Here is a 15,221-nt window from a genome sequence, read left to right as displayed (position 1 = left end):
CATCCTCCCTTCACCGACTTTCCCACCCGTCAAGGAGGCGACGGTCAGGCGCCCGCGCCGGTCCGGGCCGCCGCCTCCCGATACGCCTCGGTCACCGCCGAGGCGGGACCGACCGCTCGGATCTCCCCTCCTTCGAGCCAAACCGCTCGATCGCAAAGCTCCGTCACCGCGCCCAGATCGTGGCTCGTGAGGATCAACGTTCCCCCTTCCCGGCGGTGCGCGCGCAGCCTCTCCAGGCAGCGCCCGCGAAAACTCTCGTCCCCCACCGCGAGAACCTCGTCCAGGAGGAGCACGTCGGGACGCACGCCGAGGGAGACGGCGAAGGCGAGGCGCGCACGCATCCCCGAGGAGTAGTACTTCACCGGCGTGTCCAGGAAATCACCGATCTCCGCGAAAGCGAGGATCTCGGGAAAACGCCTGTCCAGCTCCGCCGGCCTCATGCCGAGGATCGCGCCGGAGACGCGCGCGTTCTCCGTGCCGGTCAGCTCCGGATGGAAGCCGACGCCGAGGTCCATCACCGCCGCCAAGCGTCCCTCCACGCGGATCGTTCCCTCGGTCGGCTTGTAGATGCCGGCGATGAGCCGGAGAACGGTGCTCTTTCCCGATCCGTTCGGCCCGATGAGCGCGACCGCCTCGCCCGGATCGACGCGGAGACGGAAGCCGCGCAGCACGAACTCGGCGCCCCGCACGTCGACGGGGCGGCGGCGCGCGACGCGGATGAACCACTCGCGGAGTGTCGTGGTGCGGTGCGTGTAGTAGTAAAAACGTTTCACCACGTCCCGGCAGTCCACCGCCGGCGCGGGGGCGGCGCGACTCTCAGAGGAGTTCATTGCACGCCTCCTCGGAGCGGTGGAAGACCGCGTACCCCGCGAGGAACACGACGATCGACGACGCGGCGACGACGCCGAGCAACGCCGGCGACGGAATCCGCCCCTCATAGAGCGTCTGTTGGTAGAGGGTGAGTATCCCGGCGAGGGGATTCAGAAAATAGAAAGCGCGATAGGGATCGGGCACCATCGAGGCCGGATAGAACACCGGCGAGAGATAAAACAGCGCGGTCATCAGGATGGGGAGCGCGTGCTGCACGTCGGTGAAGCGCGTCGAGAGGACCGCCACCGGCATCATCAGGCCCGCGGCGATCAGGAATTGAAAAAGGATCAGCAGAGGCAGGAAGAGGAGCCCGGGAGGGAAACCGTGATGATGCGCCGCCACGATCACCACGAGGACGAGAAGGATCTCGGCGGCAAATTCCACCAGACGGGAGAGGGCGGCGCCGAAGAGGAGCACCTCTCGAGGGAAGGCGACGCTCCGGGCGAGGGAGGAATGCTCCTGCAGCGTGTAGGAACCGGAGAGAAGCGTGTGCTGCACCGTGTTCCAGACGAAGTAACCGCTCAGGAGAAAAGCCCAATAACCCTCGATCCGGATCCGCACCACGGTGCGGAAAACGGCGGTCAGAATAACGACCACGAGAAGAGGGTTCAGCAGGGTCCAGAGGAAACCGAGGGAGGAACGCTGGTACTTCACCTTCAGGTCGCGGATCACCAAGCTCCGGAGGAGGTACCGGCTCCGGCGGATCCCTTCCCAACGGCCGCGCGCGGCGCGGAGCGCGGCCGTCCACCCGCCGCCGGCCCTCATCGTTCCCTCGCGAGTGGGCGGGGCGAGGCGTCCGCCCGCAGGTTCGCCGCCGCGAGCCCGCCCCGCGCCAAACCGGCGGCGTAGGCGGCCCGCTGAAGGAAGAGCAGGGGCCAGAGGAGGAGCGGCTCCCACGTCCCCGCGCGGAGCCAGCATCCCATCACGTAGAGGAACGAAAGCGCGCCGAGGGGAACACCCGCGACGGCGACGAGTCGCGGGTGACGGTAGAGGCGGCTCCAGCGGACGATTCGAAGCCCCGCCTTCGCTTCGGCCGCGCCGCGACCCCAGCGGTAGCTCCGCGCGAGAACGCTCCGGAAACCGGGCCGCCCGGAGAAGCGCGCGCGCGCCGCGGGCTCGAAGAGAATCGTCCCTCCGGCGGCGGCCAATTCCCCCTGCCAGGAAAGCTCTTCATGGGCGAAGCGAACCGCCCGCCGATCGTCGAAACGGGCGGTATTCAGGAAGACGCCCCGCCTCACGCTCAGATTGCAGGGAGAGTGTTGCCGGACGGGACCCCGGCGGCGACGGGGGTGCATGTGGTAGCAGCAGCCGTAGTAATCCGACCGGATCGAGATCGACTCCCCGGGCGGAAGGACCAGGGGACCGCCCACCGCTTCCGCGCCGGACCGGTGCCCATCGAGCATCGCCCGGAGCCAACCCGGTTCGGGGACGCAGTCCGCGTCGAGAAAGAGGATCGGATCGCCGCGGGACGCCTCGGCGCCCCGGTTGCGCGCCGCCGCGGGTCCCCCCCCGGCGCGAGCGCCCGCGCCGACCACCCGCGCGCCGGCCCGCTCCGCCTCGCGGATGGTCCCGTCCGTCGAGCCGTCGTCCACCACGATCGCCTCCAGCTCCGTCCCCTCCGGGCGCTGCTCCAGCGCCGCCCGCACGGTTCGGCCGATCCGCGCCTCTTCGTTCCGCGCCGGGATCACCACCGAAACGACGGGAAAAACCGCGGCCGCGGCGTCAGCGCTCACTCTTCGCGCCCCCCGTGACGCCCTCGTAGAGATCGGCGACGCGTCCGACGAAGGCGGGCCACCCCAGCTCCGCTTCGGCGTAGACGCGCGCCGCCGCGCCGAGCCGGACCGCTTCTTCGCGGTCCCGGATCAGTCGGACGATGGCGTCCGTGAGGGCGTGGACTTCCGGCCGCGCGAGGACGGCTCGCTCTTCGTTCAGCACGCGCCTGTGCGCCATGATGTCCGTGGCGGCGATCGGAAGACCGGCGGTCATGTAATCGAAGACCTTGAGGGGGAGGTTGTCGCCGAAAGCGCGCGGAGAGACCGCCACGTCGGCGAGCGCGAGACAAGCCGAAAGGTCCCTGCGGGGCCGGCGAGGGAGGATTCGGAGCGAACCGTTCCGCGACATCCCTTCCGATAGGCCCAAGAATCGAAGCGCGTCTCTCTCTCCCGCGCCGACCAGGAGGAAAAACGCCTCCGGCGCGCGGCGCATTACCTCGGGGATCGCCTTGGCGAGCAGATCCAGTCCCTGATAGGACTCGAAAGTTCCACAGTAAAGAATCACGCGGCGTTCCGGTCCGATCCCCAGCCGTTCCCGCTGGCGGGCGATCTCCTCGGCCGGAACCGCCTCGGCGAACTCGCCCGCGAAGCGCCACTCCCTCACCCACGCGTTCGGGACGAGGGCGCGGACCCGCTCCTCCAAGCCGCTGCTGCAGATGATCCGGTCCGACCGCCGCACGAGCCGGCGCACGCACCGGCGGAGCGCCCGTTGGGCGAGGGGACCGCGAAAAACGAAATGCTTCCGCATCTGTTCCGGGAGGTAGGACTGCATGTCGTAGATCACCGGGATGCCGAGGGGGCGGGCGTAGTGCGCCGCCGGAAAGGCGGACTCCTCCACCGCGTGGACGCAGCGGTACGCGCCGCTTCGCAGTCGCCGCCGAATCTCCGGCGTGAGAAGAAGATCGAGAAGGACTTTCCGCAAAGAAAACCCGATCGGAACGCTTCGGATGCGAAGAGGATTGGCGACGCGGATCACGCGGACGCCGGGGATCTCCATGTCGGCGCCGACGGGAAAGGTCAACAGGTCGACCCGTTCCCCCCGCTCGGTGAGGGCGCGTAGAAGCTGCAGCACCGCGATCGGCGTCCCCCGGTCCTCGTAAAAGGGTTGGGGGGCGATCACGAGGATCGCTCCTTTCCCCGTGGATGGCGACTGGGTTGTCATCGTCCCGCCTCGCCCGAGGGGCTCCGCCTCGGCGCCCGCCCCCGCGACCGGCCGAAGAAGGGTTTCTTTCGGACCCGGACCGGCGCGAAGACCGGCAATTCGCTCTCTATCTACTATCGATCTTTTGAAAGCGTATCTAAAGGGCGGTCGAGCGTGAATGATTATCGCGGTCCATGAGGGGGAGAAGGATCTCCTCGAAAAGCCGAACCGCCCCCTCCAGGTCGTGGGCGCGGGAGCGCTCCGACGCGCGAGCCGCGAGCCGCTCCCGGAGCGCGCGGTCGCCGAGGAGGCGCTCCATGGCGAGGGCGAGAGCGTCCGGATCGCCGGGCGGAACGAGCAGGCCGGCGGCACCCCCTTCCAGCATTTCCCGGACGCCGGGCGAGCAGTCGGCGGCGACGATCGGCAACCCGAGGATCATCGCTTCGGCGAGGGTGTTGGGCGCGGCGTCCTCCCGTGAGGGGAGGACGAAGAGGTCCGCCCGAGCGATGACCGTCCAGGGCCGGGACAGCTCGCCGAGAAAACGGACCCGGTCGCCTAACCCAAGGCGCTCGGCGGAGTTCTCCAACTCCCCCCTCTCCGGCCCTTCGCCGATCAACGCCAGCCGGGCGCCCGGGCTTTCCGGCAGCGCCGCCATCGCACGAAGGAGCAGGTCGAAACCCTTGATCGTAACGAGTCGCCCCACCGCGACGATCCTCGCGCCCGCCCCCTCCCCCCAAGGATCCTCGGACGGGGGGCGCGCGGCGGCGGCCAGGACCGCTTCCCGGTCGACCGGGTTGGGCAGAACCACGATCTTCTCCGGCGACGCGCCGAGACGTTCCGTGAGGTCGAGGCGCACCCCCTCGGAGACGGCGATGATCCGGTCCGCCTCGCGGAGAACGAGGCGGGCGATCCAGCGATGGAGGGTGCGCGACGCCGCGGAACGATGGGCGCTCTCCAGGTGAAGGCTCAGCATCTCGTGCACGCAGACGACGAGGGGAAGATCGGAGAGGAAGAAGAGCTTGGCGAGCGCCGCCACCCGGTTGCTCTTCAGAAGGAAGGAGCAGAGGAGCCGGCACTCCTCTCGCCGGGCGATCCGGGCGATCCGGCGCGCCTCGACGAGACGCTCCAAAAGGGGGAGTCGGGAGAGAACGCGGCGGAGACCGGCGGAAACGCCCCCTTCACCGCCCCCGTCCAAAGAGGCGCGGGCGACGAGCCCCTTCCGGAGCCGGTTCCCCTCCGAGACGATCGGCGCCTGCAGAACCGGCACCGGTTCGATCGCGACCATATGGTTCACATACAAGGAAAAAACGCGTTCCGCGCCGCCCGTCTCCAGGCTTCGAATGAGAAAGAGCGCACGCGTTGAAGCCCCGGCCCGAACGCCGGAACCCCCGCGGGAGGACTCGGCCGAATCCGCTTGGATCATCGTCCCGACGCCTCCTCCATCTCCCTCTCGAAGACGGCCCGCACCCGCGCCGGTTCGTAAGGCCGCACCCTCTCGTCCGCGCGCGCGGCGACCCTCTCCCGGAGCGCGCCGTCCGCGAGCATTCTCTCCAGAGCGACGGCGAGCGCCGCGGGATCCTCCGGCGGCGCCAGAAGCCCGTGGTTCTCGTCGGGCACGAACTCCCGTACTCCGGGCGAGCAGTCCGCGGCCACCACCGGCACGCCGAGGGCGATCGCCTCGCCGAGCACGAGGGGGAGCCCCTCGGTGCGGCTGGAGAGGACCAGGCATCGCGCCCGAGCCATGTACGCCCAGGGGTTGGCTCGAAAACCGGCGAAGAGGACCCGGCCCGCGATTCCCTCCTCTTCGGCGATCTTCTCCAGGAGGGGGCGCTCCGCGCCGTCGCCGACCAGAACAAGACGCGCGCCGATCCCCTCGGGGAGGAGCGCGAATGCGCGCAGCAGAATGTCGAAGCCCTTGACCCGGACCAGCCGCCCAACCGCGGCGACCACCGGGCGCCCGTTTCCGAAAATGTTCTCTTCCGGCGTTTCGGCGGCCAGGGCGAGCAACCGCTCCCGATCGATCGGATTCGGCACGACGCGGATCTTCCCGTCCGGCACGCCGAACCGCTCGACCAGGTCGCGCCGGATACCCTCGGAGGCGGCGACGATGCGGTCCGCCCTCCCATACAAGTGCTTCACGACCAGGCGAATCAGAAAACGCTCATGCGGGGGCGTCTCCTCCCGAATCAAGCGGCTCTTCATGCTATGTACGTGAATCAAAACGCGCAGCCGCCGATGGAAGAGCAGTTTGGCCAGGATCGCGATCCCGTTGGTGAAGGGGAGGATGGAGACGACGAGAACGCACCGCTCCTCCCGGGCGAAACGGGCGAGCAGACGCGCCTGTTTGAGCAGAAAGCAGACGCAGAGAGGGAGCGCCGACCATCCCTGTTGCGCGGCAGCGCGCCCGTCCCGACTCCTCCCGCGGGAGGCGCCGGTCCACCCCACGAAGAAAAAAACAAAACCGGCGCGGAGGCGCCAGCCCGAGGCGCGAAAGACGCGTTCCGCCTCCTCGATCAATCGTGTCGTCCGCGGGCCGCACCGTTCCTTCGTCCGCGCCCGGAGTCGAGAGTCGGCGAGGCACAGCCTCCTCTTAAAACGGCGGAATCGAACGACGGCTCGCCTGCGACGCCTGCGGAGGGCGCGGCGCAGACGGCCCCGGGTCCTCTTCCGGGGAGCCGGGCCTCTTCCGTGGTCGCCGATGACGTGGACCGGCACGCCCGGGTCCAGTTCGTCGAGGAGATCGCCGCGCAGGTGCTGCACCAGAACGATCGGGCGGAAACGCCGGAGACCGTTCACGTGGTGCAGGCAAACCCGCTCCGCTCCTCCCGCCTCGAGGGTGGGGAGAAAGAAAAGCGCCGCCGGGCGTTCGTCCCGCCCCTCCGCCGGACCCGTCAGAGGATCACGCACAGAGTTCCTCCCCTCGCGGCGGACCGCGGCAATTCCACGGCGTAACCGTCTTCGTCACGAGTCACCCGGACCGCCTCACCGTCCAGGAGGATCGCGCGCGGCGGAGAGGCGGCGTGGAAACGAATGCGCTTCTCCTCCTCCGCCGTTCCGCCGAGCACGATCTCGACGCGCCCCTCCCCTTCCCGGTAGTCGAGGAAAGGGACCGTCGACTCGACGACGACGAAGCGCTCGCCGGCGACGGCATGAACGCGCACGGTCCCGTCGGTGAAAAGAACGCCACGCGCCGCATGCGAAGGGGGCCTGTCGAGACTCTGCATGTCCGCGCCGATGAGCACGCAGGAGCGGTTTGTTTCGAAGGTGAACCGCGCACGGGAACGGGAGGAGATGCGCGCTTCCACGTCCCCGTCTTCGAGAACGCGGACGGAGGAGAGCCGCTGGGAGACGTAGACGAGCCTCGTCCCCCGGAACGGCGCCGGCCCGAACTCGATCGCGATCCGGTTCGTCCCCGGCTCCAGGTCCGGCAGGATCACCCGGTCGTCCCGGAACGCTCGGTGTTCCCTTCCGTTCAGACGGACCGAGACGATCGGGCCCGGCGGGTTCTCGATCCGCACCGCCATCCCGCCCGTCGATGACGCCAGCGAGTCCGGGTCCTCTCGGGGAAGGCGGATCTCCACGTCCGCCCGGCGCTCCGACGAGGTCCAGGAGAAACCGCAGTCGGCCATCACGCGCAGCTTGCGCGTCAACTCCACGGGGCGGGGCGCGTAGATCGGCGACGAAGCGAATCGGGCCGCCATTCCTTCATAATAAGGGGCGTGGCTCGGAGGCTTCTCCATGCCGCCGCCGAGGAAGCGGGGGAGACGCGTCCGCCAGGTCGGCTTTACGAGGGAGCGGGAGCTGATCGAGTAGTCGTGCCACATCGGATGGAAGAGAACGCCGCGCCGCACGTCCCGGAGCATATGGTCGAAGATCGACTCCTGCAGCGCCGAGACTTCCGACACCGAGCGCTCCCAACCCTCGGCGTAGAACCACTCGTAGTCGGGCGAGGAGGAACAGTTCAGCACGAAAAGATCACGGCCCGCTCCGCAGAACCATTCCATCACGCCGTAGGCGTGGGGCACGTTCTGCGAATAGCCGTGCGTGAGGAAGACCGGGAACCGCTCCGCGATCAGTCCGTATCGTCCCATGGGAAGCTGGTCGTTCGGATTGATGAACCAATCGATCGGGTGGTCCGGGCCGCCGGCCTCCCGGAGCCCCAGCTCCATCTCCGCCACCGAAGAATCCAGCTCGCTCCGGGCGCTCTCTTCGTCCAGGTCTCCGTTGATGATGTGGCGGCGGCTGTGCGTCGCGACGATGCCGCCGGCGCTCTCGATCTCCCTGAGAAGGGGGGCGATCCGTTCCCAGCCCGAGGCGGCGGCGGAGGCGGTCACCACGCCGTAGACCGTCGACACCCCCGACTCCCGCGCCATCCCGGTCAGAAAGCGGACCGCCTTCTCCTGCACTTCGCCGTTCCAGCTCCAATCGGCGTCCAGACGGGCCAGAACGGCGGCGTCGGCGTTGACGAGCTGCAGCGCCGGAACGGGGTCGTCGACGCTCCCGTACACGACCCACTGCACGAGAGGGACGATGCAATCGTAGAGGCGGTTCGGGTAGAAACCGGACGGCTCGTGGTTCCGGAAGGAGATCGCCGTCCCCGCCGAGGCGGCGAAATCGCTCAGAAGGGCGATCCGCTTCCCGTCCCCTTCGCGCACCGAGAGATAGGGGAATCCGTCCTTCGCGCTCCAGGAGGAGAGCAGTTCCGCGCCCCCTTCCCGGAAACGGAGGATCCGGAGGCCGTCGTCGAGGCATTGCGTCAGCATCTCACCCGGAGCGCAGGCGCGCGTGATCGGATGGTCCGCCCTCTCCACGCGGATCCTGTGGCGCGTGTCGCCCCGGAACCCGACGTACTCCGCGCCGAGCACCTCCTCGATTCTCTCCGAGTTCCGTCTCGCCCCCGCCCCGTCGCGGAGCGCCGGCGGCCCGTCCACGATCAAACCGCCCCCCCCGGCGAGGTAGCTCTCCAGGAAATCGCACAGTCCGGCGTAGCGTTCGTCGGGAACATAGCGGCAGGCGGTGAGGATCAGCCCGTCCCACCGGCGGAGCGCCGAATCGGCGCCGGCGGCGAGAAGATCCTCGAGCAGGAGGGCGGAATAGGGGACGCCGGCGAGGTTCACGGCGGCGCACCATCCCTGGCCGGAGGCGTGGGCGAGCGGCGGAGCGATCTCCGCGCTGAGGCGCTCCATCACAACCCCGATCCGGACCTCTCCGGGCGAGGAGGAAGCCCCCCAGGACGCGGCCGGGAGGGCGAGAAAAAGGAGCGACGAAACGAGAAACGCCGCGATGTCCGCGACGAACCGCGCCGGCCGGCGCCCTTCACCCTCTCTCGACCGCGAGCGGACCGTCGGCCGTCCCATCCTCATCCCTCGAAAAGTGAAATGGTTCATTCCAAATTGTAGCGGTCGGAACCCGCTCTTCCCATTCCAATCATCGACCGGAGGGCTCGAATCCAAAGGGAGGGGCGGCCGCGCGCGAGAGGGGTCTAGTCGACGGCGTCCGGCGGGGAAGGGGACGGCGGCGCGGGGGATCGCAGTTCCCGGAGGAGCCGGAAATCCGCGCGGAGCGTTTCCCTGCCGGGTTTGGTCGCCGCCCAGGCGCCCCAATAGACACCGAAGAAGAGCGCGGCGCCGGCGGCGAGGTCGATCGCCGGGGGGGCGTCGAAGGCGACGAATCGCCGGAAGAGGAGAAGCGCCGCCGCTGCCGCCGCAGCCCGGATCGTCGGGCGCGCGAAAACGCCGAAAAAGTCCCCGGCGCGAAGGGGGGTGCCATGGAAACAGTAGAACACCGACGGAACGGCGAGGAGGAGCTGGGCGGCGCTGAAGGAGGCGGCGAGGGCGGCCGGACCGTGGGGTGCGCCGATCCGGAAGGCGGCGACCAGCACCGCGGCGGCGACCGCCCAGAAACGGAACTCCCGGTCCGTGCGCCCGAGGGCGATGTAGACCCAGCCGAGAAGAATGACCCAGTCGGCGGTGAGGGCTACGGCGAGGAGGAAACGGAAAACGGGAACCGCGTCGATCCACTGCCCGCCCAGCAGGAAAAGGACGAACCGGGGGGCGTCGACGGCGAGGAAGAGAATGAGGGGAACGGTGATCGTGAGAACGAGGAGCGCCGCCCGCCGGAAGTAAGAGCGGAAACGCGCCGGATCATCCTGGAGGCGGCACAGTCCCGGCAGGGCGACCTTGCCGATCGGGACGGTGATGTTCCCCGCCGGCAGCAGAAGCCACTCGTAGGATTTTTCATAGAGGCCGACCGCGCCGGCGGAGGAGAACCGCCCCAGAAGAAGCCGGTCCGCGCGGCGGGAAACGTAGTAAAGCGCCGCGGAGAGCGTATAAAAGGCGCCGAACCGGATCATCCCGCGGATCGCCCCGAAGCGGAAGAGGAGGCGCGGCCTCCAGGAGCAGAAGATCCACACGGCCGCGGTTTCGACGAGTCCGTTGGTGAAGCGCTGCAGGACGAGAGCCCAGACCCCCATCCCCTTCCACGCCGCGATGATCCCGACGATGGAGGCGACGATGGTCACGGCCACCTGGATTCCGGCGAGGACGACGAATCGCATCCTCCTCCGGAGGATCGCCGTATGGTGGAGACTGAGCACATAGACTATACAGAGGGCGGCCAGCGCGGCGGTGATCCCGTTCAAACCGGGCGTGCGGAAGACGCGCGAGAAGAACGGTCCGAGGAAGGCCGCGGGGACGAAGATCAAGAGGGCGAGCGCCAGGTTCATCCAGAAAAGGGTGGAAACCTGCTCGTCGTCGATGGCTTCGAAGCGGACCGTCGCTTCGGGAAGCCCGAGGTCGCGGAAGATGGTGAGAAAGGAGAGGGAGACCACCACGAGGGCGACGCGGCCGAAGTCGTCCGGCGTGAGGAGACGGGCGAGCGCCATCGCCGAGGCGAGGCCGAACGCCGCCTTCCCCCCTTGCGCCGCCAGCATCGCCGCGCCGGAGCGGACCGACTTCCCCCTCAGGTCCGCCCGAACCGCCGAGGTGTCGAAATGCCCGCTCCCGCTCAAAAGACGCCCCCCGCAATTTTCGCGGCTCCCCGCCGCGCCCGTATACTACCGCGCCGGACGCCTCCGCGTCTCCGTGTCGAAAAAGGGGCGATCCGACTCCGGACCGCCCCCCTTGTTTTCAGCGGCGCGAGCCTACTGGACGATACCGATCAGCTCCACGTCGAAAACGAGGTCCGCGTTCGGCGGAATGACGCCGCCCGCGCCTCGGGGACCATAGGCGAGCGGGGCGGGGATGAAGAGGACCCGCTTCTCGCCCACCTTCATGCTGGTGAAGGCCATGTCCCATCCCTGGATCACGCGGCCGATGCCGATCTCGGTCTCAAAGGGCTGCCCGCGATCGACGCTGGAGTCGAACTTGGTGCCGTTCATCAGGTACCCGGTGTAGTGCGCCCGGATTCTCTGTCCCTTCTGCGGAACCGGGCCTGTCCCCTCCTCGCGCACGATCCAAGAGAGCCCTTTCTCTCCTTCCACCTTGGCGGAGAGGTCGACGTCCAGAAGCTCGGCGATGTACTCCGGTCCCTCCGGGAGCGCTTCCTTCTCCCCGGCCGGGGGCGCCGCTTTCTCCGCCGCCGCCTCGCTCTTCTCCGCGGCCGCCTCCGACGTTTTGTCCGCCTCTCCTCCCCCGCCGCAACCGGCGACGAACGAAAGGGCGATCACGAGAAACGCCGCGCAAACGCTCATCCATCGATGTTCCATGTTTGTCGTCTCCTTTTCCCGTCGTTTTGTGGATGAATGAATCCCCTTCGGCAATCGGCGAATCATCGGCGGGAACGGGACGCCCGGACCGGTGCCGGCGTCCTCTCGTCCCGCTCGTAAACCTCGTAGCGGCGCGGCGCGGGCGGATGGATCCGGCGATACCCGACCGGCGCCGGCTCCGCCGCGTCCAAGCGGCGGATCAAATAGCGGTGTCCGGGCTCGTCGGTCAGGCTCGCGCGGAAACAGCGAGCCATGTTCGCGACGAAGGGCCACTCGTGCCGCAGATCCGGCGGAAGCACGGAGTAGACTTCTCCCGGCGGAACCGCCGGTTTTTGGACCGTGAAGTCTTCGTGAAAATCCCCGTATTTTCGCACCGCGCCCCTCTCCGCGACCGCGCCCGCGACGGCGCCGGCGAAAAGGAGCGCCGCCAGCGTCGCCGCGACGCCGCGCGCCGCGGCGCTCCGCCGCAGCCTCTCCTCGAGCGCCCCCGCGGCGCCGGCGAAAAGAAAGGCGAGGGCGAGCATGTAGAAGGGAATACTCGGATAGAGGTAGTAACGGGACTGCCGCGGACCGATGAAGAAAGGGAGGCTGGCCGAGAGCCCGACGAGGAGCATGAAGAGGGCGCGCCGGTCCCGGCGAACCGGGGCACTCCGCCGGTGCGCGAAGGCGACGATCGCCGCGAGCGCGAGAGGAACCATCCCGTCCGCGATCAGCGCCTTCAACGTCTTGAATGTGAAGGTGCTCCCGCTCCCCCTCTCCCCCTTCACGCTCGCCAACACCTGTTTCTCGAGATAAATGCCGAGGGAATCCCGCGCCTCCGGCGCCGCGTAAAGCGCCCCCGCGACGACGAGAAGGGCGAGGAAAAGTCCGGCGAAGACGGCGAGGCCGGCGGAGGGACGCGCCCGCGGAAGGGCCAAGACGCAGAGGAACGGCGCGACGATCGGAAAGACGCCGACCGGCCCCTTGGATAGAAAGGCGGCCGCGACCAGCAGCCCGGCGACCGCGCCGCCGACGATCCTTCCGGCCCGCGACCCGGCGAAGGCGGCCCGACAGACGGCGAGCACGGCGGCGGTGGTGAAGACGGTCATCGTGTTTTCGAGCATGTTGCTCGCCAGGATCCACGACGTGAGCGGAAACACGGCGAAGAGAAGCGCGGGGAACCAACCGCCCGCTCTCTCGCCTCCCCCGAGCGCCGCCCAGAGGCGCATCATCAAGAAAAGAACGACGAGTCCAGTGGCTAATCCATAAAAGGATTCGACGTAAGGAGAATCGCCGAACACCCGGAAAGCGATCGACTGCATCCAGAACGCGAGGGGCGGGTGCTCGTGAAAGGAAGAGTAGATCGTGTCCGTGTAGTGCGGATTCCAAAAAGAGCCGGCGCCGGCCGCCGAGTTGCGGGCGATGGCCGCGTAGGTGATCCCGTCGAAAAACATTCCCCGGCTCGTCAGCCGCGGCAGGACGAGCGCCAGAAAGAGAGCGAGAGTGACGAGGAGAAGGAGCGGGCGCGATAGATCGCGCGAAACGCCTTCGGACGCGGGGAGAGGCATGGTGCTCCCGACGGCGCCGCGCCGCCGCCGAGCCCCACGCCCGGCGCGGGCGGTCCCGCCGCATCATACCCTTCCGAGAGGCGCCCCGCAACAGGAGCGGAAACGCATGGAAAGGGGAGGCCGCCGGAAGACCGTTCCGGCGGCGCTCCCTTAAAACACCCGGCCCCTTTCACCCGGAGGCCCCGCGGGCGGGGCGGGCGGGCGCTCCTCGAACCGGGCGCCGTGTTTTCACGGTCCCTTTAACGGACCAGAGTCATCTTGATCGTGGTGAACGCTTCTCCGGTGCCGAGCCGTCCGAAGTAGACGCCCGAGCCGAGCGGTTCGCCGCCGTCGTCCCTGCCGTCCCAGGCGATCACGTGCGGTCCCGCCGGGAGGATCTCCCGGTCCAGGAGCCGCCGAGTCAGCCGTCCGCGGGTGTCATAGATATGAAGTTCCACCGCCTCGGGTCGATCGAGGTGAAAGACGATTTCGGTTCGCGGGTTGAAAGGGTTCGGAAGGCTGCGGAGTCCCCTCTCCGCCCGGGGAGCGAGTCCCTCCGCGTCCCATTCGTCGGTCACCGCCGTGTTCGTCTCCTCCGGCCAGCGGCAGGCGAGGGAATCGCCGTAGGCGCCCATGTCGTTTCGCGCCGTCCCGAGCGACGGGGGAAAGCAGACGTCGTTCCAGGCCGGGTCGGGATCGCCGGCGTCCACGCACGGGGAGTTGGGGCAAAGACGGAACGACTCGTCCGCGAAAACCGGATCCGCGTCGATGTTCCCCGTCCCCGGCCATCCCCCTTCCACGTCGGAGTAGCGCGCCTCGAAGGCGGTGGAGGGGTCGTAGAGATAGACGGCGGAGCCCGCCGGCGCCGTGTTCCCCCGGATCACGCCGTTCACCACACGGCAGGAATCGGAGGCGCCGCCGAAGTTCAGCACGTAGATCCCGCCGCCCGTTTCGCCCGCCGAGTTGTTCACCACCGTGTTCCCCGCCAGGGTGGATCCGTCGTAACGCACGTAGAAACCGCCGCCGTCGGTGGAGGTGGAGTTTCCGGCGATCACGTTGTTGCCGACCGTTCGATGATGGAGCGAGTTGGTCGTCCAGAGCGCGATCCCCCCGCCTCCCCAGCCGTCCGCCTCGTTCTCCAGGACCAGGTTGTTCTCGATGACCGGCGTCGCGAAGGCGCCGACATAGACGCCGCCGCCGCAGTACGGCGCCTTGTTCCCCTCGATTCTGTTGTTTCGGATGACCGGCGCGCTCTCCTCCTGCACGGCGATGCCGCCTCCGGAATCCGCCCGGTTGTTCCGGATGAGACAATGCTCGATCGTCGGCGACGCGTTGAAGCAAGCCACGCCTCCGCCGACGCCGTTCCAGTTCCCGTTGTGCGACTCGTTCTCCTGCAGGAGGCAATGCCGGATCGAGGGCGCGCACTCGGCGACGTACACCGCGCCGCCGCGCACCTCCGGATACGCCGTGGATGAACGGACGTGTTCAATGCGGCAATACTCGAGCGCCGATGAGTCGTCGGCGCCGATCAGTCGAACACCCCGCCACAGATAGGCCGAGTCGGGCGCGTCCCAGGTGAAGAGAATGGAATCCTCCTCGGCGCCCGTCGCCGTGAGCAGTCCCTCGACGAGGAACCGATAGGGACCGCGGAACCGCACCTCCACACCCGGGTCGATGGTGAGGGCGCTCTCTCCGGGAACGAGCACGTCCCCCTCGACCAGATAGGGGCTGCCTTCGACGTCCCAGACGCCTGAGGCGTCTCCCGAGACGACCGTCGCCGCGCGAAGCCCGGACGCCGCCCCCACGAATCCGAGCGCGCATACACCGATCACGAACGCGCGGGTCCTCGCCGCGCCCCTCCGCCTTCGATCCTTCCTGTTCCCGTTCATCTCTTCTCCTCTCCGGTTCGCTTCGCCGATCGCCGCCGGGGCGGCGGGACCCTCCCTCCACCCCGTCGAGGGATCGCGGGCCGGAAGTCGCCGGTCCGATCCCGGCGAGTGCGTTCGCAAGGACCGTGCCTCGGAGCCGGCGAAACGCGTCCCCCGGGCGAACGCGGCGGGCGGATCCATCGCCGGCGCGGGAACGGCTATCTTCGCAAAGGAAACGAAATTTTTTTACTTCAAGGATAGTCGGCGGCGCGGGGTCCGGCCGGAGTTCGCACGGATTTTCCGGATCCGGCCGATCCGGCACGCGGTTTCCGGAAAGCG

11 protein-coding genes are annotated in these 15,221 nt (G+C 68.5%); all 11 read right to left on the bottom strand.

Going from position 1 to position 15,221, the window contains the following annotated elements:
• Positions 1-44: 44 nt before the first annotated feature.
• Entirely contained in the window at positions 45-830 is a 786-nt protein-coding gene (locus JW958_10485; protein ID MBN1826684.1) for an ABC transporter ATP-binding protein, read from the bottom strand.
• Positions 817-1,635 (bottom strand): ABC transporter permease, encoded by an 819-nt coding sequence (locus JW958_10480; protein MBN1826683.1) that lies wholly within the window; start codon positions 1,633-1,635, stop codon positions 817-819. Before JW958_10480 ends, JW958_10485 begins: the two co-directional genes overlap by 14 nt.
• Complete coding sequence (locus JW958_10475; protein MBN1826682.1) at positions 1,632-2,603, bottom strand: glycosyltransferase; 972 nt, start codon at positions 2,601-2,603, stop codon at positions 1,632-1,634. The genes JW958_10480 and JW958_10475 overlap by 4 nt, the downstream gene beginning before the upstream one ends.
• Positions 2,593-3,804 (bottom strand): glycosyltransferase family 4 protein, encoded by a 1,212-nt coding sequence (locus JW958_10470; protein MBN1826681.1) that lies wholly within the window; start codon positions 3,802-3,804, stop codon positions 2,593-2,595. Before JW958_10470 ends, JW958_10475 begins: the two co-directional genes overlap by 11 nt.
• 136 nt (positions 3,805-3,940) lie before the next feature.
• Positions 3,941-5,083 carry a glycosyltransferase gene (locus JW958_10465; protein MBN1826680.1) on the bottom strand — a complete coding sequence of 381 codons (1,143 nt, stop codon included), beginning with the start codon at positions 5,081-5,083 and terminating at the stop codon, positions 3,941-3,943.
• 119 nt (positions 5,084-5,202) lie between these two features.
• Positions 5,203-6,690: a glycosyltransferase gene (locus tag JW958_10460; GenBank protein MBN1826679.1), complete on the bottom strand. Its 1,488-nt coding sequence runs from the start codon at positions 6,688-6,690 to the stop codon at positions 5,203-5,205.
• A complete protein-coding gene (locus JW958_10455; GenBank protein ID MBN1826678.1) occupies positions 6,675-9,140 on the bottom strand; it encodes a hypothetical protein in 2,466 nt (821 codons plus the stop codon). The genes JW958_10460 and JW958_10455 overlap by 16 nt, the downstream gene beginning before the upstream one ends.
• 125 nt (positions 9,141-9,265) lie before the next feature.
• On the bottom strand, positions 9,266-10,792 hold the full coding sequence (locus JW958_10450; protein ID MBN1826677.1) for a lipopolysaccharide biosynthesis protein: 1,527 nt from the start codon (positions 10,790-10,792) through the stop codon (positions 9,266-9,268).
• 132 nt (positions 10,793-10,924) lie between these two features.
• A complete protein-coding gene (locus JW958_10445; protein MBN1826676.1) occupies positions 10,925-11,473 on the bottom strand; it encodes an FKBP-type peptidyl-prolyl cis-trans isomerase in 549 nt (182 codons plus the stop codon).
• A gap of 77 nt (positions 11,474-11,550) precedes the next feature.
• The gene (locus tag JW958_10440; protein MBN1826675.1) at positions 11,551-13,035 is read right to left on the bottom strand and encodes a glycosyltransferase family 39 protein; all 1,485 of its coding nucleotides are present in this window, start codon (positions 13,033-13,035) and stop codon (positions 11,551-11,553) included.
• A gap of 239 nt (positions 13,036-13,274) precedes the next feature.
• Positions 13,275-14,903 carry a hypothetical protein gene (locus JW958_10435; protein MBN1826674.1) on the bottom strand — a complete coding sequence of 543 codons (1,629 nt, stop codon included), beginning with the start codon at positions 14,901-14,903 and terminating at the stop codon, positions 13,275-13,277.
• Positions 14,904-15,221 lie beyond the last annotated feature (318 nt).

The organism is Candidatus Eisenbacteria bacterium (assembly GCA_016930695.1).
Taxonomy (GTDB): Bacteria; Orphanbacterota; Orphanbacteria; order Orphanbacterales; family Orphanbacteraceae; genus JAFGGD01.
Note: the sequence above shows the minus strand (reverse complement) of the source record. Positions and strands in the feature narration are given on the sequence as shown.